The organism is Halomonas koreensis (genome assembly GCF_031451675.1).
Classification (GTDB): Bacteria; Pseudomonadota; Gammaproteobacteria; order Pseudomonadales; family Halomonadaceae; genus Halomonas; species Halomonas koreensis.
The window spans coordinates 46395-69400 of the sequence record NZ_JARWAK010000015.1; the positions used below are offsets into that span (position 1 = coordinate 46395).

Annotated in this window: 20 protein-coding genes and 1 tRNA gene; 15 read left to right on the forward strand and 6 right to left on the reverse strand. The window is 69.5% G+C overall.

What is annotated here, in order from left to right; all coding sequences use genetic code 11:
- Positions 1 to 111 precede the first annotated feature (111 nt).
- From QC818_RS15415 to QC818_RS15425, 3 genes are all read right to left on the reverse strand, one after another.
- The gene (locus QC818_RS15415; protein WP_309653748.1) at positions 112 to 1149 is read right to left on the reverse strand and encodes a helix-turn-helix transcriptional regulator; all 1038 of its coding nucleotides are present in this window, start codon (positions 1147 to 1149) and stop codon (positions 112 to 114) included.
- Between the two features lie 50 nt (positions 1150 to 1199).
- Positions 1200 to 1880: a DUF2201 family putative metallopeptidase gene (locus QC818_RS15420; protein ID WP_309653749.1), complete on the reverse strand. Its 681-nt coding sequence runs from the start codon at positions 1878 to 1880 to the stop codon at positions 1200 to 1202.
- A 323-nt stretch (positions 1881 to 2203) separates the two neighbouring features.
- A tRNA-Arg gene (locus QC818_RS15425) sits at positions 2204 to 2280 on the reverse strand.
- Between the two features lie 112 nt (positions 2281 to 2392).
- Between QC818_RS15425 and QC818_RS15430 the strand changes: the two genes are divergently transcribed.
- Together QC818_RS15430 and QC818_RS15435 are read left to right on the forward strand one after the other, a co-directional pair.
- Positions 2393 to 3190: a methyltransferase domain-containing protein gene (locus tag QC818_RS15430; RefSeq protein ID WP_309653750.1), complete on the forward strand. Its 798-nt coding sequence runs from the start codon at positions 2393 to 2395 to the stop codon at positions 3188 to 3190.
- Positions 3187 to 4176 carry a class I SAM-dependent methyltransferase gene (locus QC818_RS15435; RefSeq protein WP_309653751.1) on the forward strand — a complete coding sequence of 330 codons (990 nt, stop codon included), beginning with the start codon at positions 3187 to 3189 and terminating at the stop codon, positions 4174 to 4176. The genes QC818_RS15430 and QC818_RS15435 overlap by 4 nt, the downstream gene beginning before the upstream one ends.
- Here the strand turns inward: QC818_RS15435 and greB are convergent, their stop codons facing one another.
- On the reverse strand, positions 4177 to 4716 hold the full coding sequence (gene greB, locus QC818_RS15440; RefSeq protein WP_309653752.1) for a transcription elongation factor GreB: 540 nt from the start codon (positions 4714 to 4716) through the stop codon (positions 4177 to 4179).
- Positions 4717 to 4862: 146 nt separating this feature from the next.
- On the opposite strand from greB, the gene QC818_RS15445 reads away from it, so the two are divergent.
- The 7 genes from QC818_RS15445 to cysN all read left to right on the forward strand — a co-directional run bounded on the left by QC818_RS15445 (position 4863) and on the right by cysN (position 10397).
- A complete protein-coding gene (locus QC818_RS15445) occupies positions 4863 to 5504 on the forward strand; it encodes a TRAP transporter TatT component family protein (RefSeq protein WP_309653753.1) in 642 nt (213 codons plus the stop codon).
- Positions 5505 to 5582: 78 nt separating this feature from the next.
- Positions 5583 to 6230, forward strand: a complete 648-nt coding sequence (locus QC818_RS15450) for an NUDIX domain-containing protein (RefSeq protein WP_309653754.1) — start codon at positions 5583 to 5585, stop codon at positions 6228 to 6230.
- A 1-nt stretch (position 6231) separates the two neighbouring features.
- The gene (locus tag QC818_RS15455; protein WP_309653755.1) at positions 6232 to 6678 is read left to right on the forward strand and encodes a DUF1249 domain-containing protein; all 447 of its coding nucleotides are present in this window, start codon (positions 6232 to 6234) and stop codon (positions 6676 to 6678) included.
- 8 nt (positions 6679 to 6686) lie between these two features.
- Positions 6687 to 7421 (forward strand): metallophosphoesterase family protein, encoded by a 735-nt coding sequence (locus QC818_RS15460; protein WP_309653756.1) that lies wholly within the window; start codon positions 6687 to 6689, stop codon positions 7419 to 7421.
- Positions 7422 to 7616: 195 nt separating this feature from the next.
- On the forward strand, positions 7617 to 8510 hold the full coding sequence (gene cysD / locus QC818_RS15465; RefSeq protein WP_309653779.1) for a sulfate adenylyltransferase subunit CysD: 894 nt from the start codon (positions 7617 to 7619) through the stop codon (positions 8508 to 8510).
- Positions 8511 to 8566: 56 nt separating this feature from the next.
- A complete protein-coding gene (locus tag QC818_RS15470; RefSeq protein ID WP_309653757.1) occupies positions 8567 to 8920 on the forward strand; it encodes a four helix bundle protein in 354 nt (117 codons plus the stop codon).
- Positions 8921 to 8969: 49 nt separating this feature from the next.
- On the forward strand, positions 8970 to 10397 hold the full coding sequence (gene cysN, locus QC818_RS15475) for a sulfate adenylyltransferase subunit CysN (RefSeq protein WP_309653758.1): 1428 nt from the start codon (positions 8970 to 8972) through the stop codon (positions 10395 to 10397).
- A 527-nt stretch (positions 10398 to 10924) separates the two neighbouring features.
- On the opposite strand, the gene cmoB is transcribed toward cysN, so the two are convergent.
- Positions 10925 to 11917, reverse strand: coding sequence for a tRNA 5-methoxyuridine(34)/uridine 5-oxyacetic acid(34) synthase CmoB (cmoB, locus tag QC818_RS15480; protein ID WP_309653759.1), 993 nt, complete (start codon positions 11915 to 11917; stop codon positions 10925 to 10927).
- Position 11918: 1 nt separating this feature from the next.
- Entirely contained in the window at positions 11919 to 12662 is a 744-nt protein-coding gene (cmoA, locus tag QC818_RS15485; protein WP_309653760.1) for a carboxy-S-adenosyl-L-methionine synthase CmoA, read from the reverse strand.
- An 84-nt stretch (positions 12663 to 12746) separates the two neighbouring features.
- Here cmoA and pgi point away from each other — a divergent pair, with 84 nt between their 5' ends.
- The 6 genes from pgi (at position 12747) to serB (ending at position 22852) form a co-directional block, all read left to right on the forward strand.
- Complete coding sequence (pgi, locus tag QC818_RS15490; RefSeq protein ID WP_309653761.1) at positions 12747 to 14432, forward strand: glucose-6-phosphate isomerase; 1686 nt, start codon at positions 12747 to 12749, stop codon at positions 14430 to 14432.
- Between the two features lie 55 nt (positions 14433 to 14487).
- On the forward strand, positions 14488 to 15114 hold the full coding sequence (locus tag QC818_RS15495; RefSeq protein ID WP_309653762.1) for a YqiA/YcfP family alpha/beta fold hydrolase: 627 nt from the start codon (positions 14488 to 14490) through the stop codon (positions 15112 to 15114).
- Between the two features lie 39 nt (positions 15115 to 15153).
- The gene (gene parE, locus QC818_RS15500) at positions 15154 to 17034 is read left to right on the forward strand and encodes a DNA topoisomerase IV subunit B (RefSeq protein ID WP_309653763.1); all 1881 of its coding nucleotides are present in this window, start codon (positions 15154 to 15156) and stop codon (positions 17032 to 17034) included.
- A gap of 99 nt (positions 17035 to 17133) precedes the next feature.
- Entirely contained in the window at positions 17134 to 19125 is a 1992-nt protein-coding gene (locus QC818_RS15505) for a methyl-accepting chemotaxis protein (protein WP_309653764.1), read from the forward strand.
- A 152-nt stretch (positions 19126 to 19277) separates the two neighbouring features.
- A complete protein-coding gene (parC, locus tag QC818_RS15510) occupies positions 19278 to 21536 on the forward strand; it encodes a DNA topoisomerase IV subunit A (protein WP_309653780.1) in 2259 nt (752 codons plus the stop codon).
- Positions 21537 to 21625: 89 nt separating this feature from the next.
- Positions 21626 to 22852 carry a phosphoserine phosphatase SerB gene (serB, locus tag QC818_RS15515; protein ID WP_309653765.1) on the forward strand — a complete coding sequence of 409 codons (1227 nt, stop codon included), beginning with the start codon at positions 21626 to 21628 and terminating at the stop codon, positions 22850 to 22852.
- Positions 22853 to 23006: the final 154 nt, after the last annotated feature.

A 23006-nucleotide genomic window follows, 5' to 3' on the forward strand; every position in this document is an offset into this window, starting at 1 on the left:
GAGGCCCTTCCATTCTGCGGTCTCGGTGCGACATGCCGTGTCGTAGCCCGGAGGGCGTGCATCATCGACAGTTGGAAGGGGGATCGGGCGCGTCGCGTCCGTCGTCGGGGATCAGGGGGCCGCGATCGACGTCGAGTCGGCCCGAGCGTAAAGCTGGAGCACCCGCCGAGCGCAATCGAGCAGGTGCTCGCGCCAGTGGGAGGGGCTAAGCACCTCGATGCCGGCGCCCATGCCTTGCAGCCACCAGAGCGTTTCCTGGTCGTCGGGTACCCGGGCCGTCAGGTGCTGCCAGTCGCTGTCGTCCAGGGGCGTCAGCGACTGGGAGGTGGAGAGTGGTGTCTCGGCCAGTAGCCAGGCGACGTGAGGCGAGACCCTGGCCACCAAGTCCACGTCGGCCTGGCTCTGGCGGTAGCCGAAGGCGCCGCCACGAATGTAGTCGTCGAGATCGAAGGCACCGGTTTCTCGCCAGGGGGCGCCACTCAGAGTGGCCTGCTTGATGCGGTGAACCGCGAACTGTCGGATGTCGACATAATCGTTCACCGTGGCCAGGAGATAGGTCACGCTATGCCGGCTGACGAGGCCCTGTGGGTGGAGGGTGAACGTCTTCTCCTCGCCTGCGCTGCGCGACAGGTAGGTCACCTCGAGCGGGGTCCGCTCCAGCAGCCCCTGGGAAACCGCCTGCCAGATCGACTCATCCAGGGGCGCGGGGATCAGCGCCTTGCCGTTGGGAATGGCGCGAACCCGTTGCGCCCACTGGCTCAGCCCGTTATCGGCGAGCCCATCCAGCAAACGCCTGGCGTTCCGGAACTGCGGGGCGAGCTGACCCACCACCACCGGGGGCAGCAGTCCCTTCAGGTACTCTTCGGCGAGCACCAGGGTCAGGGCGCTGGAGGTGTCCAGGGCCGGAAGGTCGCAATGGAAATCCCTGTCGAAGTACCAACGGAACGGCTTCTCGGTGTCGTCACAGATCAGCGGGAAATGCAGCGAGAGCCGATCACGCAGGTCGCGCTGCAGGGAGCGGGCGTCGACATGGAAGCCGCGCTCATTGAGCTTCTCCAGCAACGCCGGCGTGCTGATGCGCCCCGGGCTGCGCGGAATCAGCTGCAGCATGGCGAGATAGCGAAACAATGTGTTGCGAGTATCGGACATGAACGTTCCTTGTCATGAGCCGGATGTCGCCGGCGCCTCAGCGCTTCCGATCAGCGGGACCATTGGGCCAGCAGCCAGGAGGCGACCGATGCCGGCAGGCCGGGTTCCCCGAGATGAGAGCGGACCAGCTGGAAGACGCGTTGTCGCCAGTGATGCTGCAAGGGCGTCCGAGAGGTGAATCCCGGCGAGCTCGACGGCACATCGCCGCGCTGCAGGCCATTGGTCCAAGGGGGCGTATCCAGGCTTTCTTCATTCTTGATCAGAGGGTTTTCGGCCAGCGAGTCGTAGACTTGAGCCAATGGCTGGCCGATCTGGGCGGGAAACAGCACGGCCGTGGGAGGGAGCTTCAGCCCCAGCATCAGCAGCTGAAGGTTCACCTGATGGTCGCAGGCCAGGTGCCAGCGTCGCTCGTCCAGGGCGTTCGCCGGTCTCAGATGGCCTGCGGCGCAGTGCAGCGCGAGGTGCGCTTGCATGAAGCGTCGCGTCGTCTCATCCAGGGTGGCGCTCCAGGCAGGATTCACCAGCAGCCGCTCTCCATCCGTGGTGGCGGTTCTCACTTCGGTGGGGCAGGCCGCTTCGATGGGCATTGGTGCGGACAGAAACGCCAGGGCAGGCTGCTCTTCTTGCCAGGCTTGCCGGTCGTCACGCCATAGGCGCAGCGTCGAGGCCTGTCGCCTGAACGCCTGGCCATGATCACACTCCTGTTTGCTCGGGACCGTCATCCTTTCCATGTCGACTCCGCTGCCTGTCTTGGATGTCGACCAGCATGGCAGTGTAGTGCGACAGAGCGTGTCGCTTTGCGGGAGAGGTGCCGGGCCCCGTATCCGCGGTTGGTCGCCATCGCGCAATGAGTCGCGGTTGTATGTTGGAAATGGTCCTTCGGAGAGAAGAATTACCGGGGGTGAGGGGAGGGAAATGGGCGTACCGATGACGTGGCGACATCGCTTGGAAGGGGGGGCTCCCAAACCGTATATCGAGCCATGCAGCGGTGTGGTGTGTGGAGGGGGGACGGCGGTTCGTCGACGGGCGAAGGCCGAGCACTGCGGGACAGTCTTGGCGCCCTCTGCAGGATTCGAACCTGCGACCTGCCGCTTAGGAGGCGGCTGCTCTATCCGGCTGAGCTAAGAGGGCGAAACGGGCGCTAGTATAAGCGCCTGAGCGGGCGAGATAAAGCCGCGTGCGGCATGCCGCCGGCCGCGGTTAGCGGTTAGAATGGGTCGCCTCGATGCAAGCGGCACCCGGCATGTCTGACTCTTCCTCTTACCTCTCCCAGGCGGGCGATCGTCACTTCGACGGCCTCGCCGACAAGTTCGCCGCGAGCCTCTACGGGGGGCTGCGCGGCGAGTTGCGCCTGGCCCTGCTCGACCGCCTGCTGCCCGAGATGCTCGAGCTCCATGCCCAGCCGGTGCTCGAGGTCGGCGGCGGGCTCGGTCAACTGGCCGGCTGGCTGGCCGACCGCGGCCATCCCGTCACCCTCACCGAGCCCGCCGCGGAGATGCTGGCCCGTGCCCGGCGGTCCCTGGAGGGCCGGGCGGTGACCTGCCGCCAGGCGCCGCTGCAGGACCTGCCGTCGCAGGTCCCGGGGCCCTGGCCGCTGGTCAGCTGTCATGCGGTGCTGGAGTGGCTGGCCGATCCCCGGGCGGCGCTGGCGACCCTCGCCGGCCTGCTGGCGCCGGGCGGGCAGCTGTCGCTGATGGTCTTCAATCGCGATGCCCTGCGCCTGTCCAACGTCGTCAAGGGCAACCTGGACAAGGCCCTGGCCGATCGCCTGGAGGGGCAGGGGCGGCGCAAGCGCCTGACCCCCATCTCGCCGCTCACCCACCGGCAGATCACCGGCTGGGCCGACGAGCAGGGCCTGGAGGTGGCCGCGGTGGCCGGCCTGCGGGTCTTCCACGACTACCTGCAGCGCCCGCCGGAAGACGAGGCCCAGCGCGAGGCCCTGCTCGAGCTGGAGTGGCGCTACAGCCGCGTCGATCCCCACTGGCGGCTGGGCCGCTATCTGCTGTATACCCTGATTCGTCCCGAGGAGCCCGCGTCATGAGTGCCGAGACCCCCGTCTGCCAGCTGCTGGAACGCCAGGATGCCGACTATCGCGGCTGGCTGTGGGTGGCGCCGCCCCGCGATCGCTGGCTGGAGGGCGGTGAGGGCGAGCTGCTCGCCGCCGACCGGGCGGTGCTCGATGCCTGGTCGGCCCGCGGCCGGCCGACGCACACGCCCTTCGAGGCCGCCGACCCGGCGCCGCCCGGCGTGGTGCTGTTCTGGCCCAAGGCCCATGCCCTGGGAGAATGGTGGCTGCTGTGGCTATGTGCCCGGCTGCCGACGGGCACGCCGCTGCAGGTGGTGGGCGAGAACCAGGGCGGCATCAAGCGGGTGCTCAAGGTGCTGGCGGCGCTGGGGCTGGGCTGTCGCAAGGTCGACAGCGCCCGGCGCTGCACCCTGTTCGCCTCGCGCCTGGCTCGGCTGGACATCGCGCCCGATGCGGCCTGGACCGCCTTCGAGGCCGAGGGGCTCACCCTGGCCAGCCATCCCGGCGTGTTCGGCCACGGCAAGCTCGACGACGGCACGCGGCTGCTGCTCGAGCGCCTGCCCGAGGTGCTGCCCTCCGAGGGCGAGGCGCTGGACATGGGCTGCGGCGACGGCATCCTCGCCGCCTGGCTGGCGCGGCGCGGCCTGGACATCACGGCGGTCGACGTCAACGGCTTCGCGGTGGAGGCCACGCGGCGCACCCTGGCGGCCAACGGCCTGAGCGGGGAGGCGCGCCACGGCGATGTGTTCGCCGGGCTCGAGGGACGCCGCTTCGACGCCATCGTCAGCAATCCCCCCTTCCACCAGGAACGGGCCATCGACTACGGGCCCGCCGGGCGGCTGATCCGCGAGGCGCCGGCGCACCTGCGCCCGGGAGGGCAGCTGGTGCTGGTGGCCAACGCTTTCCTGCCCTATCCGGCCCTGCTGGAGCAGGCCTTCGGCGGCTTCGAGATCCTCGCCGACGACCGCCGCTTCCGGGTCTATCGAGCCGTGGCGCGCTGATCAGGCCGACGGGGGGCGATAGGCGATGTCGGTGATCAGGTAGGTGGTCTCGCCACCCGGCGCGGCCACCGTGACCTCGTCGTCCAGTTCCTTGCCGAGCAGCGCCTTGGCCAGCGGCGCGTCGACGCTGATCCAGTGGCGGGAGGTATCGGTCTCGTCGTGGCCGACGATGCGCAGGCGCATCTCCTCGCCGTCCTCGTCCTCCAGGGTGACGAAGGCCCCGAAGAAGACGCGCCCGGTGTCCTCGGGCAGGCGGTCCACCACCTGCAGCTCGTCGAGGCGCTTGGTCAGGTAGCGGATACGGGCGATGACCCGGTTGAGTTCCTTCTTGTTGTAGGTGTAGTCGGCGTTCTCGCTGCGGTCGCCCAGGGCGGCCGCCTCGCCCACCTTGGCCGAGAGCGCGGGGCGCTTGACCCGGGACAGGTGGTCGAGGATGCCGCGCAGGCGGTCGGCCCCCTCGGCGGTGATCAGGTTGCTCTTGGGCTCCTGGCGGGGATCCTTGGCGGGATCGCGCCAGCGGGTCATGTTGCGGCCCTTCATGCGGTGACAGACCTCCTCGTGGACTCGTGGGGAACATACGCCATTCCCGGGTCGCGGGCCAATCCGTCGCGGAGTGGCGGATAAATCAAACGTTCGTTACATTGCATGTCAGGCCCATATCACAATCACAACCGGGAGGACCCCCGATGCGCCAACGCCCGCTGTTCGCCACCATCCTGAGCCTCGGCCTGCTCGCCGCCCCGGCCGCCCAGGCCGCCGCCTGGGAAGACGAGCTCTTCGAGCTGCGCAGCCGCTGGGAGCACACCACCACCGCCCTGGAGGCCTCGCGCCGGGAAGCCGCCCTGGAGGCGTTGGCCGAGGAAGCCGCGGCCCTGGCCGAGGCGCATCCGGAGACCAGCAGGGTGCTGATCTGGCAGGGTATCGTCCTGGCCTCCCTGGCCCGCGAGGCGGGCGGCCTGGACGCCCTGGGCGCGGCCAAGGAGGCCCGCCGGGTGCTGGAGCGGGCCGTCGAGCTCGATCCCGAGGGCCATCGCGGTTCGGCCTACGTGACCCTGGGAGCCCTCTACGACCGGGCGCCGGGTTGGCCGGTGGCCTTCGGCGACGACGAGACCGCCGAGCGGATGTTCCAGCGCGCCCTGGCGATCCGCCCGGACGGCATCGACGTCAACACCTACTACGCCCTCTACCTCGAAGACGAGGGGCGCACCGACGCGGCCCTGGAACATGCCCGGCGCGCCGTGGCGGGGCGTGCCCGGGAGGGCCGCGAGGCCTCCGACGAGGCGCTGCGCGAGCGGGCCCGCCGTCTGGTCGTCCGCCTGCAGCCGTGATCCGGGCCGCGCCGGGCGACGCTTGGCAGCCCGCGCCCCGAACACGATAATGGGCCTTTCGCGATTCCCGGAGGCTCCATGTCGCAGACCGACCGCACGCCCCCCGCCGATGCCCTGGACGCCGCGCCCTTCGGCCCCGGGGACGTGGACGTCCTCGAGCGTCGCTGCCTGCACCAGGGGTTCTTTCGCCTGGAGGCGTTGCATCTGCGCCACCGGCTGTTCGAGGGCGGCTGGAGCGCGCCCCTGGTCCGCGAGGTGCATCATCGCCATGACGCCGTGGGAGTGCTGCTCTATGATGTGGAGCGCGATGCCGTGGCCCTGGTCGAGCAGTTTCGCCCCGGGGCGCTGGACGATCCCGACTCTCCCTGGAAGCTCGAGATCGTCGCCGGGCTGGTCGAGCGCGGCGAGTCGCCCGCCGAGGTGGCCCGTCGCGAGGCCTTGGAGGAGGCCGGCTGCCCGGTGGGCGAGCTGATCGAGCTGCATCGCTACTACCCGAGCCCGGGAGCCTGCGACGAGCGGGTGACCCTGTTCTGCGGCCTGATCGACAGCCACGGCCTGGGCGGCGTGCACGGGCTCGACGAGGAACACGAGGATATTCGCGTGCATGTGCTGTCGTTCGCCCGCGCCTGGGAACTCCTGCTGGCGGGGCGACTCGACAATGCCATGTGCCTGATCGCCTTCCACTGGCTGGCGGCGGAGCGGGCCTCTTTGCGAGCGAGGAGCTAGCGTGTCGAGAAACGCCTACGTCACCGACCTGAAGACCCTGCAGGGCGAGTGCACCGCCAACTACGTGCGGCTGGTGCGCCTGCTGGGGGACCTGGACGCCGGCGGGACCCGCGAGGTCGAGCTGGTCAACCACGGCCGCCGGCTCGGCGCCCTGTGCCTCGAGCTCCAGGAGCGCGCGCCCTACACCAGCATCGTGCGCGTCTCCCAGCGGGGCGTCCTCGACGGCCTGATCGAGACCCCGCGCATGCGCGTGCACCTCTACCACGACGTGCGCATGGCCGAGGTCACCGACTTCCAGCGCCAGCGCCACTTCGACGGCCGCTATCGGTATCCCAATGCCCGCATGCACCAGCCCGACGAGAAGCTCCAGCTCAATCGTTTCCTCGGCGAGTGGCTGGATCACGGCCTGGCGCATGGCCATTCCCTCGACCTGCCCGAACTGCCCTGAGCCCCGCGATGCGCCTGATCCAGCTGACCGATTGCCACCTGCATGCCGATCCCGCGGCACGCTCGCGCACCGGCCTGCCCCACCGCCAGCTCGCCCGGGTGATCGAGGCGGCCGCGGCCCTGCGCCCGGACCGGGTGCTGGTCACCGGCGACGTCAGCGAGGATCGCAGCGCGGCCTCCTACGAGCTGGCGCACCGATTGTTGTCGGCGTTCGGTTGCCCCTGGGCCTGGTTGCCGGGCAACCATGACGAGCCCGCCGCCATGGCCGCCTGCCGGGCCTTCGACGCGAGCCTGGACCTGGGAGCGCGCCGCCTGCTGCTGCTGGATACCCAATGCCCCGGGCGCGAGGACGGCGAGCTCGGCGAGGCGCGCCTGGCCGAGCTCGCCGCGCGGCTCGCCGGGGACGCGCGACCGACCCTGATCGCCATGCACCACCCGCCGCTGGCGGTGGGCTCCGCCTGGATGGATGCGCTGCGGCTGAGCGATGCCGGGGCCTTCTGGAAGGTCCTGGCCGGCCAGGATCACGTCGAGGCGGTGTTCTGCGGCCATATCCACCAGGCCTTCCTCGGCCGGGGGCCCGCCGAGGCCGGGGGGATCCCGGTGCATGGCTGTCCCGCCACCAGCGACCAGTTCCTGCCCGGGGCCGAGCACTTCACCGTGGACGAGGCCTCGCGGCCCGGGTTCCGGGTCATCGACCTGAGGGGCGAGGCGATCGAGACCTGGATCGAGCGGGTCGAGGTCTGATAGCTCCTTTTTGAATAAAAAGATAGATATTAATTCTTTTGTGTTATTATGGGCGGGGCGGTACCCTCTGGCCCATGATTCCATTCCGCCCATGTCATGCGAGGTAGCCGGGCCATGAACAGTCTTCATGCACCGACACGCGAGAGCGCCGTCTCCGCCGGGGGCTCCGCGACCCCCGGGCTGACGCCGCGGCGGCTGACCCACCTGCAGCAGCTGGAAGCCGAGTCCATCCACATCATCCGCGAGGTGGCCGCCGAGTTCTCCAACCCGGTGATGCTCTACTCTATCGGCAAGGACTCCTCGGTGATGCTGCACCTGGCGCGCAAGGCCTTCTACCCGGGGCCGCCGCCTTTCCCGCTGATGCACGTCAACACCACCTGGAAGTTCCGCGAGATGATCGAGTTCCGCGACCGCATGGCCGCGGAGTCCGGCATGGAGCTGATCGAGCACATCAACGAGGAAGGCCGGGCCGCCGGCATCAATCCCTTCGATCATGGCTCCAGCGGCTACACCGACGTGATGAAGACCCAGGCCCTCAAGCAGGCCCTGGACAAGTACGGCTTCGACGCCGCCTTCGGCGGAGCGCGCCGCGACGAGGAGGCCAGCCGCGCCAAGGAGCGGGTGTTCTCCTTCCGCGACAAGCACCATCGCTGGGACCCCAAGAGCCAGCGGCCGGAGCTGTGGAACCTCTACAACGCCCGGGTCAACAAGGGCGAATCGATCCGCGCCTTCCCGCTCTCCAACTGGACCGAGCTGGATATCTGGCAGTACATCTACCTCGAGTCGATCCCCATCGTGCCGCTGTATTTCTCCGCGCCGCGCCCGGTGGTCGAGCGCGACGGCATGCTGGTGATGGTCGACGACGAGCGCCTGCCGCTGGAAGAGGGCGAGGTGCCCGAGGAGAAGTGGGTGCGCTTCCGTACCCTCGGCTGCTACCCGCTGACCGGCGCGGTGGAATCCAGGGCCGCCACCCTGCCGCAGATCATCCAGGAGATGCTGCTCACCCGCACCAGCGAGCGTAGCGGCCGCGCCATCGACCACGACCAGGCCGGCTCGATGGAGAAGAAGAAGCGCGAGGGGTACTTCTAACGCGCCTCCGGCGCGTTAGAAAGACGGAAGAGGGAAGTCGGAAGAGGGAAGACGGCATGGATTTCGAGCGTCTGGACGTCTGGAAGCGTTCGGCAAGGTTGTCCGCCGATCTGTACCGGTATCTTGCCGACTCCCGAGATTTCGGCTTCAAGGATCAGATCACACGTTCCGGCTTGTCCGTGCCGAGCAACATCACTGAAGGCATGGTCAGGCCAACCATCAAGGATCGCATCAAGTTTCTCTATGTTGCCAAGGGTTCCTGTGCCGAACTCAGGACGCAGATCTACATCGGCATGGAGATCGGTTACATCGAGCGTGAGAAGGGCCAACACTGGGCGACCGAAACCAGGGAAATCGCTGCCATGTTGACCGGCCTGATTCGCAAGCAGGCCGACTTCGGCACGGGCTGATGGGGTTTCTTCCTTCTTCGCTCTTCTCTCTTTTTTCTAGGGTTCCGTCATGTCACATCAATCGACACTGATCGCCGACAACATCGAGCAGTACCTGCACGAGCACGAGAACAAAGACCTGCTGCGCTTCATCACCTGCGGCAGCGTCGATGACGGCAAGTCGACCCTGATCGGGCGGCTGCTGCACGACTCCAAGATGATCTTCGACGACCAGCTGGCGGCCATCACCCAGGCCTCGAAGAAGAGCGGCACCACCGGCGAGGAGGTGGACCTGGCACTGCTGGTGGACGGCCTGCAGTCGGAGCGGGAGCAGGGCATCACCATCGACGTCGCCTATCGCTTCTTCTCCACCGACAAGCGCAAGTTCATCATCGCCGACACGCCGGGCCACGAGCAGTACACTCGCAACATGGCCACCGGCGCCTCCACCGCCGGGCTGGCGGTGATCCTGATCGATGCGCGATATGGCGTGCAGACTCAGACCCGGCGGCACAGCTTCATCGCCGACCTGGTGGGCATCCGCCACCTGGTGATCGCGGTCAACAAGATGGACCTGGTCGACTACAGCCAGGCCCGCTTCGACGAGATCGTCGCCGAGTATCGCGCCTTCGCCGAGCAGCTGGGCGCCGACGACATCCGCTTCGTGCCGCTCTCGGCGCTCAAGGGCGACAACGTGGTCAACCGCAGCGAGGCCATGGCCTGGTACCAGGGGCCGGCGCTGCTCGAGCTGCTCGAGACCGTGGAGGTTCGCCACGACCAGAACCTCACCGACCTGCGCCTGCCGGTGCAGTACGTCAATCGGCCGAACCTGGACTTCCGCGGCTACGCCGGCACCCTGGAGGCGGGCATCCTGCGCCCGGGGCAGGCCGTCAAGGTGCTGCCCTCCGGCAAGGCCTCCACGGTGGAGCGCATCGTCACCTTCGACGGCGACCTGGACGCCGCCTGGCCCGGCCAGGCGATCACCGTCACCCTGGCCGACGAGATCGACGTCTCCCGGGGCGACTGGATCGTCGCCGCCGACGCCGAGGTGACCGAGGCCAGCGCCTTCGACGCCGACATCGTGTGGATGAACGAGCAGGCGCTCGAGCCGGGCCGCCAGGTCGACATCCGCCTCGCCGGGCGTTCGGTGGCCGGCCAGGTCGAGACCATCCACCACCAGGTGGACGTCAACACCCTGGAGCGCCATCCGGCCGAGCGCCTGGAGCTCAACGCCATCGCCCGCTGCCGGCTGGCGCTGACCGGCGAGGTGCCGATCGATGCCTACGAGCGCAGCCCGGGCACCGGCAGCTTCATCGTCATCGATCGGCTGTCCAATGTCACCGTGGGCGCCGGCATGATCCGCGGCGCCGCCGAGGCCGAGGGCCTGGCGCCGGGCGAGGTCGACTGGGCCGGCTTCGAGGTCGAGCTCAACGCCCTGGTGCGCAAGTACTTCCCCCACTGGGAGGCCAAGGACATCAGCCAGCTGCTCGGCCGCTGATCTCCCGAGCCCTGCGGGCAACGCGAGGCCCCGTCGCGCAAGCGGCGGGGCCTCGTCGTTTATGGGGCTGGAGAGTCTGAAGGAAGACCGCCGGGACCGGTCTCCGAGGGGCGCTATAAACCCGTCCTTGGGCGCTACTTTAGCCATCCATGGCCAAAAAAAGGTTCATCGCAGATCAGCGTGAAGCCACTGCCTAGCCCGGTTTGGCATGCTGGGAGTGCCCTTCGTGGGAGCGATCTTCAGATCGCGATCCGCCGCGCAGCGGCGGCGCTAGCGGCACCGCTTTAGGATCTCCCCCGGGCGCCTATCGGCGCCTTTCGCCCAATGAATTGGGCTCCCACGAAGACCTGCGCGGTGGCTCTGATCCGCTGAGGGGGCTCCTCAAAGGAGAGGCAATGTCGCCCGTCAAGCCTTGATGGGATCTGGAGCGCCGGACCGAGTGTCCCCCACAGCGGTATTCACGCCAAGGTGCGAAGAACCAAAAAACCCCTCTACGACCTGCCCCGACGTAGTGGAGCCGTGCAGTATCAGCGCGGCCGCTCGGCGATCAGCACCGCCCGGCGCGGCGCCGGGTGGCCCTCGCGGGTCCGCGTCGGGTCGTCCGGGTCGAGGAAGTCGGCCAGCGACTGGAAGGTCATCCAGTCGGTGGCGCGCTGCTCGTCCAGGGAGGTGTCGGCCTCGTCCACCACCCGCACGTTCGCGAAGCCGGCGCGCTCGAGCCAGGTGCCCAGGGCGGCGGAGGAGGGCAGGAAGTAGACGTTGGGCATGGCGGCGTAGCGCTCGCCCGGCAGCAGCACGGTGGTGGCGTCGCCCTCGACCACCAGGGTCTCCAGCACCAGCTCGCCGCCGGGGCGCAGGGCGGCCCTGAGCTGGGCCAGGTGCTCCAGGGGCGAGGGGCGATGGTAGAGCACGCCCATCGAGAACACGGTGTCGAAGAAGCCGAGATCCGCCGGCACGTCCTCGATGCCCACCGGCAGGAAGTGCACCGCGCCGCCGTCGGCCTCGCCGACGAAGTGGCGCACCGCCTGGAACTGCCAGTAGAAGCGCGGCGAGGGGTCGATCACCAGCACGAAGCCGGCGCCCGCGCCGGCCATGCGCCAGGCGTGATAGCCGTTGCCGCCGCCCACGTCGAGCACCCGGCGGCCGGCCAGCGGCGCCAGGTGCGGGGCCACCCGCTGCCACTTCCAGTCGGAGCGCCATTCGGTGTCGATGGTCACGCCGCCCAGCCGGTAGGGCCCCTTGCGCCAGGGCGCCAGGGCGCGCAGCAGGTTCTCGCCCTGGCGGCGCCGCGAGGCGTCGAGGTCAGCCTCCACCGTCACGGTGTCGGCGTCGAGCCGGACCTCGCGGCCCTCCGGCAACGGCGGCAGCTTGGCCACGGCCTTCTCCCAGGCCGGCAGGTCGCCGTAGCGCTTGCGGTCCAGGCCCCGGGCCAACTGTTCGGGGAGCCGGGCCAGCCAGGTGTCGAGGCCCTGGTCGAGGAAGGCCCGGTAGAGCGGGCGATGGGCGGCGGGAATCGGCACGTCAGGCCTCCTTGAAGGCGATCAGGGAAGCGAAGTTCAGGTACTGGAACCACACCAGCGAGCGCGTGAAGCCGGCGCGGGCCAGGCGCGCCTGATGGGCCTCGAGGGTGTCCGGCACCAGCACGTTCTCGAGCGCCGTGCGCTTCTGGCTGATCTCCAGCTCGCTGTAGCCGTTGGCGCGCTTGAAGTCGTGATAGCGCTCCACCAGCCAGGCGTTGTCCTGCTCGTCGGCGGCCCGGATCTTCTCGGAGAGCACCAGCACCCCGCCGGGCTCCAGGGCCTCGAAGAGCCGCGCGATGACGGCGTCGCGGTCCTCCGGGGCCAGGAACTGCAGGGTGAAGTTGAGCAGGATCATTCCCGAGGGCGCGTAGTCGAGGGCGCGGATGTCGCCTTCCTGCACCGCCATGGCGTGGTCGGGGCATTCGGCGGCCAGGGTCTCCCGGGCTCGCTCGACCATGGCCGGGGACAGGTCCACCCCGGTGTAGCGGAAGGCCGCCGGCGGCAGCTGGCCGGCCAGCGCCAGGCCCGCGGCGCCCAGCGAGCAGCCCAGGTCGTAGACGTGGCCGCCATGGCGCAGGTGGCGCCGGGCCAGCGGGCCGAGCATGGCCAGGATCTGGCCATAGCCGGGCACCGAGCGGCGGATCATGTCGGGGAAGCAGGCCACCACCCGCTCGTCGAAGGAGAAGCGCGCCACCCGGTCCAGGGGTGTCGAAAAGATGGCGTCACGGTAAGATGCGTCACTCATGGGCAGGGCAGGTGTTCGGGCTGGAAGCCCCGCATTCTACGCCTCCCTGCCAGCGGCTGCACGACAGGACCTCCAGGAGGCACCATGAGCCATCTCCCCGTCGACCAGCGGGGTGCCTGGCGCGCCCTGGCCGCCCATGCCGAGGGCATGGGGCGCCGCCATCTGCGCGAGCTCTTCGCCGAGCACCAGGGACGACACGCGACCTTCACCCGGCACGCCGCCGGGCTGACCCTCGACCTCTCCAAGCAGCGCTGGACCGGCGAGACCCTCGAGCTGCTGCTGGACCTGGCCCGGGACGCCGGCGTCCCCGAGGCCATCCGCGGGCTGCTGGTCGGCGAGCGGGTCAATCGCAGCGAGGATCGCCCGGCCCTGCACACCGCCCTGCGTCTGCCCGCCGAGGCCCGCCTGGAGGTGGACGGCGAGGACCTGGTGCCCTCGGTGCACGCCACCCTGGCGCGCATGGAGCGCATGGTCGAATGCTTCCACGCCGGCCAGTGGCGGGGCGCCACGGGCAAGCCGATCCGCGACGTGGTCAACCTGGGCGTGGGCGGCTCCGACCTGGGCCCGCTGATGGTCACCCATGCCCTGGCCGACTACCGTCCCGAGGGCATCCATCGCCTCGACGTGCACTTCGCCTCGACCATGGACGGCTCCCAGCTGGCCGACTACCTGGCGCGGCTCAATCCCGAGACCACGCTGTTCGTGCTGTCGTCGAAGTCCTTCACCACCATCGACACCCTGAGCAACGCCCGAACCGCCCGGGACTGGCTCAAGGCGCGGCTGCTGGGCGGCGCCCGCCAGGAAGGGGTCGACGAGGCGCTGCTGATGCGCCAGCACTTCATCGGCGTCTCGGCCAGCCCCGAGAAGATGGGGGAATGGGGCATCGCCGACGAGCACCAGCTGGCGTTCTGGGAATGGGTCGGCGGGCGCTACTCGCTGTGGGGCGCCATCGGCCTGCCCATCGCCCTGGTGGTGGGCATGGACCACTTCCGGGCCCTGCTGGCCGGGGCCCACGCCATGGATCGCCACTTCCGCGAGGCGGCGCTGGCCGACAACCTGCCGGTGCTGCTGGCGCTGGCGGGGATCTGGAACGTCAACTTCCTCGACATCCGCGCCCACTCCATCCTGCCCTACGACGGCCGGCTCGAGTACTTCGCCGCCTACCTGGAGCAGCTGGAGATGGAGTCCAACGGCAAGTCGGTGACCCACGACGGCGCGCCGGTCGGCTATTCCACCTGCCCGGTGCTCTGGGGGCAGTTGGGCCCCAATGCCCAGCACGCCTTCTACCAATTGCTGCATCAAGGCACCCAGGCCGTGGAGTGCGACTTCATCGCCCCCAAGGTGCGCTACGACGACGTCGCCGACCCGGCCACCCGCGACCACCTGATGGACCAGCATCGCCTGACGCTGGCCAACTGCTTCGCCCAGTCCCGGGCGCTGATGCTGGGCGACGCCGCGGTGGCCGACGACGGCCCGCGGCCCGGCTATCGCCACTACCGAGGCAACCAGCCTTCCAGCACCCTGCTGCTGGACCGGCTCACCCCCCAGACCCTGGGCGCGCTGATCGCCCTCTACGAGCACAAGGTGTTCGTCCAGGCGACGATCTGGGACATCAACCCCTTCGACCAGTGGGGCGTGGAGCTGGGCAAGACCCTGGCCGGCGAGACTCGGCGCATCCTCCAGCACCAGGCGGGCCCGGAGGACATGGACGATTCCACCCGCGGGCTGATCGAGGCGGTCTGGGCCGCCGAGCCGGAGCCGAGACCATGAGGCGTGATCCGCCCTCGTCGATCCGGAGGCTGGCCATTTATACAGGGGGTCGGGTATGCTGAGCGCCGGTCTGCCGCGGGTCCCGACCACCGGGGTGCTCTATCTGCACGGTTTCAACAGCGGTAGCGCCTCGCCCAAGGCGGCGCTGATGCGCGAGGCCTGCGCGGGGCTCGGGCTTCCCTGCGTGACCCCGGACCTGCCGCACCGCCCGGACCAGGCCCTGGACGCCGCCGCCGCGCGGCTCGGCGAACTGGGCGACTACCCGCTGGTGGTGGGCAGCTCCATGGGCGGCTTCCTGGCGACCCTGCTCGCCGAGCGCCACGACCTGCCGGGGGCGCTGATCAACCCGGCGGTGGCGCCCGGGCGGCTGGTGGCGGACTGGGTCGGCGAGACCTTCGTCAATCGCTACAGCGGCGAGCGCTTCGTGGTCGAGCAGGCCCACCGTCGGGCGCTGGAGGCGATGACGCCGGCGGCGGTCACGGCGGGGCGCTACCTGCTGCTGCTGGGCACCGCCGACGAGACCCTGGACGGCCGCGACGCCTTCGCCCTCTACCGGGGGGCCAGGACCATCCTTCACCCCGGCGGCGATCACGGCTTCTCGGCCCTGGCCGACTACCTGCCGGCGATCCTCGCCCAGGGCGGGCACGCCCTGCCGCCCGGCCGGGTGGCGGCGCGGGACTGAGGCACGGATTCGAACACGCATAGGAACACAGACGACGCCATGACCCAATACAGCGCCAGCTCGATCGAGGTGCTCGCCGGACTCGAACCCGTGCGCAAGCGCCCCGGCATGTACACCGATACCGCGCGCCCCAACCACCTGGTCCAGGAGGTCATCGACAACAGCGTCGACGAGGCGCTGGCCGGCCACGCCGGCAAGATCGGCGTGCGGCTGTTCGAGGACGGCGGCATCGAGGTCGGCGACGACGGCCGGGGCATGCCGATCGACGTGCACCCCGAGCACGGCGTCTCCGGCATCGAGCTGATCATGACCAAGCTGCACGCCGGCGGGAAGTTCTCCAACTCGAGCTACCGCTTCTCGGGCGGGCTGCACGGCGTCGGCGTGTCGGTGGTCAACGCCCTGTCCAAGCGCCTCGAGGTCGAGGTGCTCAAGGGCGGCAGCCGCCACGGCATGGCCTTCGAGCACGGCGAGCTGGCCTCGCCGCTGGAGATCATCGGCAGCGCCGCCAAGCGCGCCACCGGCACCGTCCTGCGCTTCTGGCCGGAGGCGAGCTACTTCGACTCGCCGCGGCTCTCGCTGCCGCGGCTCAAGCACCTGTTGCGCGCCAAGGCGGTGCTCTGCCCGGGGCTCGAGGTCACCCTCGTCGAGGCCGACGGCACGCGCAGCGTCTGGCAGTTCGAGGACGGCCTGCGCGACTACCTGGCCCAGGCCACCGATGGCTATGAGGTGCTGCCGGCCGCGCCCTTCGTCGGCCACTTCGCCGACGACGAGCAGGCGGTGGACTGGGCCGTGCAATGGCTGCCCGAGGGCGGCGAGCCGCTGCTCGAGAGCTACGTCAACCTGATCCCCACCCCCCAGGGCGGCACCCACGTCAACGGCCTGCGCGCCGGCCTGCTCGAGGCGTTGCGCGAGTTCTGCGACTACCGCAGCCTCTTGCCCCGCGGCGTCAAGCTGACCGCCGAGGACCTCTGGGAGCGGGTATCCTTCGTGCTCTCGGTGAAGATGCTCGACCCGCAGTTCGCCGGCCAGACCAAGGAGCGGCTGTCGTCGCGCACCGTCGCCGGCTTCGTCTCCGGGGTGGTCAAGGACGCCTTCTCGCTGTGGCTCAACCACCACGTCGACCAGGCCGAGGCGCTGGCCGAGCTGGTGATCAGCGCCGCCCAGCGGCGCCAGAAGAGCGCCAAGAAGGTGGCGCGCAAGAAGGTCACCTCGGGGCCCGCGCTGCCCGGCAAGCTGGCCGACTGCTCGGGCCAGGACCCGGCGGGCAGCGAGCTGTTCCTGGTCGAGGGCGACTCGGCCGGCGGCAGCGCCAAGCAGGCTCGCGACCGCGAGACCCAGGCGATCCTGCCGCTGCGCGGCAAGATCCTCAACACCTGGGAGGTGGAGGCCCACGACATCTACGGCTCCCAGGAGGTCCACGACATCGCCGTGGCGATCGGCATGGAGCCGGGCAGCGACGACCTCGGCAAGCTGCGCTACCACAAGATCTGCATCCTCGCCGACGCCGACTCCGACGGCCTGCACATCGCCACCCTGCTGTGCGCGCTCTTCGTGCGTCACTTCCCGGCCCTGGTCGATGCCGGCCACGTCTTCGTGGCCATGCCGCCGCTTTACCGCATCGACCTGGGCAAGGAGGTGTTCTACGCCCTGGACGAGAGCGAGAAGGCGGCGATCCTCAAGCGCCTCGAGGGCAAGCGCGGCACCCCCAACGTCCAGCGCTTCAAGGGCCTGGGCGAGATGAGCCCGCTGCAGCTGCGCGAGACCACCATGGCCGCCGACACCCGTCGGCTGGTCCAGCTGACCCGGGAGGAGGGCGATGGCACCCTGGAGATGATGGACATGCTGCTGGCCCGCAAGCGCGCCGCCGACCGCAAGAGCTGGCTCGAGGACTACGGCAACCTCGCCGAGATCGAGGTTTGAGCCGACCCGGCGCGAAACATTCGCCGAAGGCTCAATGTTGCACGGGGGCGGCCGATATATGAGGAGTCAGTGAACTCATCATTCCAACGGTGATGCCCTATGCGACTGTTCCGCTCCGTCTCGCGTCAGATCACTCTGGGGGCGCTGGCCCTCATGCTGCTGGTGGCGCTGGGAATCTATCTCGTCATGGCCTGGCGTGGCCAGCCCATGGTCGTCGAATCCAGTCGCCATCAGGTCGCGGCGACCGGTGAGTCGATCGTCAACGCGCTGGACGCGCGCCTGACCAGGGTCGAGGGCATCACGACCAGCCTCGCGGGGCTGGCCGAGACGCTGCCGACCCGGGTCGACCTGGTCGAGCAGGTAGCGCCGCGAATCGTGGACGACCACGGTAACCCGGCCATCGCCGGCGGCGGCATCTGGCCGGAGCCGGGGGCCTTCACGCCCGACGTCGAGAAACGCAGCTTCTTCTGGGCGCGCAACGGCGCCGGGGACCTGACGTTCTCCGAGGCGTACAACGCCGCCGATGCCTCCCCCTACCAACGAGCAGGCTGGTACACCGGAGCCGATGATGCCGCCCCCGGTCACTGTGCCTGGTCCGAGGCCTATCGCGACCCGACGACCGGCGTGTCCATGGTGACCTGCAGCGTGGCCTACGAGCGGGATGGCCGGTTCGCGGGCGTCGTGACCATCGACCTCATGCTCGATGGCATGGCCGACTTCCTCGACGGCCATGGCGGCGCGACCGGTGGCTATGCGTTCGCGCTGGACGCCGCCGGCAACGTCATCCACTTCCCGGGCCTGCAGGGCGGCGGTGACGGCATCCCGTCGCTGGGCGACCTGGCCGCCCGACAGTCCTGGTTGACCCCGGTGGCAGACGCCGTCTCCGGCGGACGGGACGGGGAGGCGATCGAGGTCGACTCGGCCGGCACGCTGGAGGCGCCGGCCTCGGTCCAGCTGTTCGAGATGCCGAGCACCGGCTGGACGATCGGCATCGTCACGCCGATATCGCGCATCACGGCGCTCTCCCAATCGCTGACCGCGAACCTGCTGTCTTTCATCTTGCCGCTGACCGGCCTGGCGCTGCTGCTGGGCTGGCTGGGCGGGCGGACGCTGCTGCGCCGCATCCGCATCACCACTCAGCGCATCCGTGGGCTTGGCGAGGGCGGCAGCATGGAGATGCTGCACATCGTGCGCGAGGATGAGATCGGGCAGTTGGGCATGGCGGTCAACGACTACACCACCAAGCTCAAGGCGCTGTTCGACGAGGCCAACGACACCGTGCGGGCGATCGCCGGCGAATCCGACCAGCTGGCGGCGGGCAACAACGAGCTCTCGAGCCGTACCGAACAGCAGGCGGCCTCGCTGCAGGAAACGTCCTCCACGATGGAGGAGATCGCCTCGACCGTGAAGAGCAACGCCTCCAACGCCGAGGAAGCCGATCGGCGGGTGGCCGAGTCCTACGAGCGCGTCAAGCGCGGCAGCGAGCGGGTGGAACACTTGACGCAGTCGATGCAGAGCATCAGCGAGGGCTCGGGCCGCATTGCCTCGATCGTCGACGTCATCGAGAACATCGCCTTCCAGACCAACCTGCTGGCGCTGAACGCCTCCGTGGAGGCGGCCCGCGCCGGCGAGCAGGGCCGCGGCTTCGCCGTGGTGGCCACCGAGGTGCGCCAGCTCGCCTCGCGCAGCGCGGCCTCGGCCAGCGACATCAACGCCCTGATCAAGGAGACCACCGAGCAGATCGAGACCGGCAGTCGTCAGGCTCAGGAGGCGGAGCGCGCGATGCAGGAGATCGTGGCCTCGATCGAGGAGGTGACGTCGCGCATCCGCGAGATCAGCCAGGCCTCCCAGGAGCAGTCGAATGGCGTCGACGAGATCAACCGGGCGGTGTCGCAGATGGACGAGGTCACCCAGCAGAATGCCCACCTGGTCAGTGAGGCGTCGCGGGCGACTCAGGGACTGGCCGCCCAGGCGCGCCGCCTGAACCAGCTGATGGGGGCCTTCTACCAGGCCTCGGACGACGCCGCTCCGTCCGCCCGGCCTGTTACCCGTCGGTCGGGCGATATCGCGGCGCTGCCGGAGCACGCCTGACGAATCGGCCCTTGCCAGGCGTCGGTCGACCCGGCTGCCCGCGAGAGATGTCTCGATAACGCGGGAATGCTAGGATGGTTCACTTGCCCGGCCCCCCGCGCGCGTGGGGGAGCCGGGCATTGCGTTGCCGGCCGGCGTACAGCAAGGAATTGATCACCATGGATATTTTTGTCGAAGAGGGCGACGTCGAGCGCCTGTCCCTTCGCGAGTACACCGAGAAGGCGTACCTCGACTACTCGATGTACGTCATCCTCGATCGGGCGTTGCCGCACATCGGCGACGGCATGAAGCCGGTCCAGCGGCGCATCGTCTACGCCATGCGCGAGCTGGCGCTGAACGCCAATGCCAAGCACAAGAAGTCGGCGCGCACCGTCGGCGACGTGCTCGGCAAGTTCCATCCCCACGGCGACAGCGCCTGCTACGAGGCCATGGTGCTGATGGCCCAGTCGTTCAGCTACCGCTACCCGCTGGTGGACGGCCAGGGCAACTGGGGCAGCCCCGACGATCCCAAGTCCTTCGCCGCCATGCGCTACACCGAGGCGCGGCTGTCGAAGTTCAGCGAGGTGCTGCTCGGCGAGCTCGGCCAGGGCACCGTGGACTGGACCCCCAACTTCGACGGCACCATGCAGGAGCCGGTGGTGCTGCCGGCGCGGCTGCCCCATGTGCTGCTCAACGGCGGCACCGGCATCGCGGTGGGCATGGCCACCGACATCCCGCCGCACAACGTCGGCGAGGTGGTCGAGGCCACCTGTCACCTGCTGCGCCATCCCGAGGCCACCACCGCCGACCTGGCCGAGTACCTGCCGGGCCCGGACTTCCCCACCGCCGCCGAGGTCATCACCCCGCGGGCCGAGCTGCGCAAGGTCTACGAGAACGGCCGCGGCTCGGTGAAGATGCGCGCCCGCTACGGCCTGGAGGACGGTAACGTGGTGATCAGCGCGCTGCCCTACCAGGTCAGCGGCGCCAAGGTGCTGGAGCAGATCGCCGGCCAGATGCAGGCCAAGAAGCTGCCCATGGTCGCCGACCTGCGCGACGAGTCCACCCACGAGGAGCCCACCCGGCTGGTCATCGAGCCGCGCTCCAACCGGGTCGACATCGAGGCGCTGATGGCGCACCTGTTCGCCACCACCGACCTCGAGAAGAACATCCGCATCAACATGAACGTGATCGGCCTGGACGGCCGGCCGCGGGTCATGCCGCTGCCCGACCTGCTCGGCGAGTGGCTGCGCTTCCGCCGCAGCACGCTGCGCCGGCGCCTGGAGCATCGCCTGGGCAAGGTCCAGGATCGGCTGCACATCCTCGAGGGCCTGCTGGTCGCCTACCTCAACATCGACGAGGTGATCCGCATCATCCGCGAGGAGGACGAGCCCAAGGCCGCGCTGATCGAGGCCTTCGGCCTCAGCGAGCGCCAGGCCGAGGCGATCCTCGAGCTGCGCCTGCGCCACCTGGCCAAGCTCGAGGAGATGAAGATCCGCGGCGAGCAGGACGACCTGGAGGCCGAGCGCGCCCGCCTGGAGGAGCTGCTGGGCTCCGAGGCCGCGCTCACCGACCTGATCGAGGAGGAGCTGCGCGCCGCCGCGAAGGACTACGGCGACGCGCGCCGCTCGCCGCTGGTCGAGCGCGAGGAGGCCAAGGCGCTGTCCGAGGTCGAACTGCTCGGCGCCGACCCGGTCACCGTGGTGCTCTCCGAGAAGGGCTGGATCCGCGCCGCCAAGGGTCACGAGATCGACCCGGCGGGGCTGTCCTACAAGGCCGGCGACCGCTTCCATCTCGCCGCCCGGGGCAAGACCAACCAGCCCCTTGTGCTGCTCGACGACACCGGCCGCGCCTACACCCTGACCGCCCACAACCTGCCCAGCGCCCGCAGCCAGGGCGAGCCGGTCACCGGCCGGGTCAACGTCGCGGCCGGCGCCCACATGGCCGGCGTGATGCTGGCGCCGCCCGACACCCGCTACCTGCTGGCCTCGGACGGCGGCTACGGCTTCGTCGCCCGGCTCGAGGCGCTGACCGGCAAGAACAAGGCCGGCAAGGCGGTGCTCACGGTGCCCAAGGGCTGCAGCGTGGTGCCCCCGCTGGCGGTGCCGGAGGGCGAGGGCATCAGCGTGGCCGCGGTGTCCAACGAGGGCCGCCTGCTGGTCTTCCCGCTGGAGCAGCTGCCCGAGCTGGCCAAGGGCAAGGGCAACAAGATGCTCGATATCCCCGGCGCCCGGGCCGCCCGGCGCGAGGAGCTGCTGCGCGACCTGGCGCTGCTGGCCCCCGGCCAGGCGCTGGTGGTGCACGCCGGCAAGCGCAAGCTGACGCTCAAGGCCGACGACCTCGACTACTATCGGGGAGAGCGCGGCCGCCGCGGCAGCAAGCTGCCAAGGGGGCTGCAGAAGGTCGACCGGCTCGAGACGGAAGAAGGAAGATAGCAGAGGGAAGGCGGAAGGTGGGGTATAGTGGTTTTCTTCCTTCTTCCAGGCGCGTAGCGCCGTTCTTCCTTCTTCGATCTAGGGGTTATATGACTAGACGACTGTTGATCCGCGCCACCGGCCCGGCGCGGCCCGGGCAACTGGCCGGACTGGGCCGGGCCCTGGCCCAGAGCGGGGCCCGGCTGCTGGACATCAACCAGAGCGTGACCTTCGGCATGGTGTCGCTGGAGGCGCTGGTGGGCCTCGATCACGACGCGGACCTCGAGGCCGCCCTGGCGGCGGCCGGCGACCAGCTGGGGCTGGACGTCCAGGCGATCCAGGTCAGCGCCGAGGACTATCATCGCTGGAGCGTGGCGGCCGGCGAGCCGCGGCTGATCATGACCCTGCTGGCGCCGCACCTGCCGGCGGGGATCCTGGCCGAGGTGGGGGCCCTGACCGCCGAACACGGCCTGACCGTGGAACTGATCCACCGGCTCTCCGGGCGCGAGCCCCTGGACGGCGGCGTGCCGGGCGAGCACAACGCCATCCAGGGGGCCTGCGTCGAGTGCTGGCTGCGCGGCGAGGAGATCGACCTGGAGGCGCTGCGCGAGAAGGCCCTGGCGCTGGGCGCGGCCCATGGCGTGGACATCGCCCTGCAGGAGGACTCCATCTGGCGACGCCATCGCCGGCTGGTGTGCTTCGACATGGACTCCACCCTGATCCAGGCCGAGGTGATCGACGAGCTGGCGCGCCGCCACGGCGTCTTCGACGAGGTCGCCGAGGTCACCGAGCGGGCCATGCGCGGCGAGCTGGACTTCCAGCAGAGCTTCCGCGAACGCATGAGCAAGCTGCGCGGCCTCGACGAGTCGGTGCTCGCCGAGATCGCCGAGGAGCTGCCGCTGATGGATGGCCTGGAACGCCTGATGCGTCAGCTCAAGCGCCTGGGCTATCGCACCGCCATCCTCTCCGGCGGCTTCACCTACTTCGCCCGTCATCTCCAGGACAAGCTCGGCTTCGACGAGGTGCACGCCAACGAGTTGGTGATCGAGGACGGCAAGGTGACCGGCGAGGTCCGCGAGCCGATCGTCGACGCCGATCGCAAGGCCGAGCTGCTGCACGAAATCGCCCGCCGCGAGGGGCTGGCCATGGAGCAGACCATCGCCGTGGGCGACGGCGCCAACGACCTCAAGATGCTGGCCGCGGCCGGCCTCGGCATCGCCTTCCGCGCCAAGCCACTGGTCCGGGAGCGGGCTCGGCATTCCCTCTCGACCCTGGGCCTGGACGCCGTGCTCTACCTGATCGGCTACCGGCAGGGCGACCTGGAGGAAGGGGCCTGAGCCGGCCAGGATCGGCGGCGGGAGTTGACAAGCCGTCGCCGGCCTGATTCTCTAGGGACATGAACATGACATCGCGCCACCTCGACCTACGACTACTAGCCCGCCGCTGAGCGCGCCGGGCGATGCCGCCTGCATCGCCCCTACGTACCGGTCG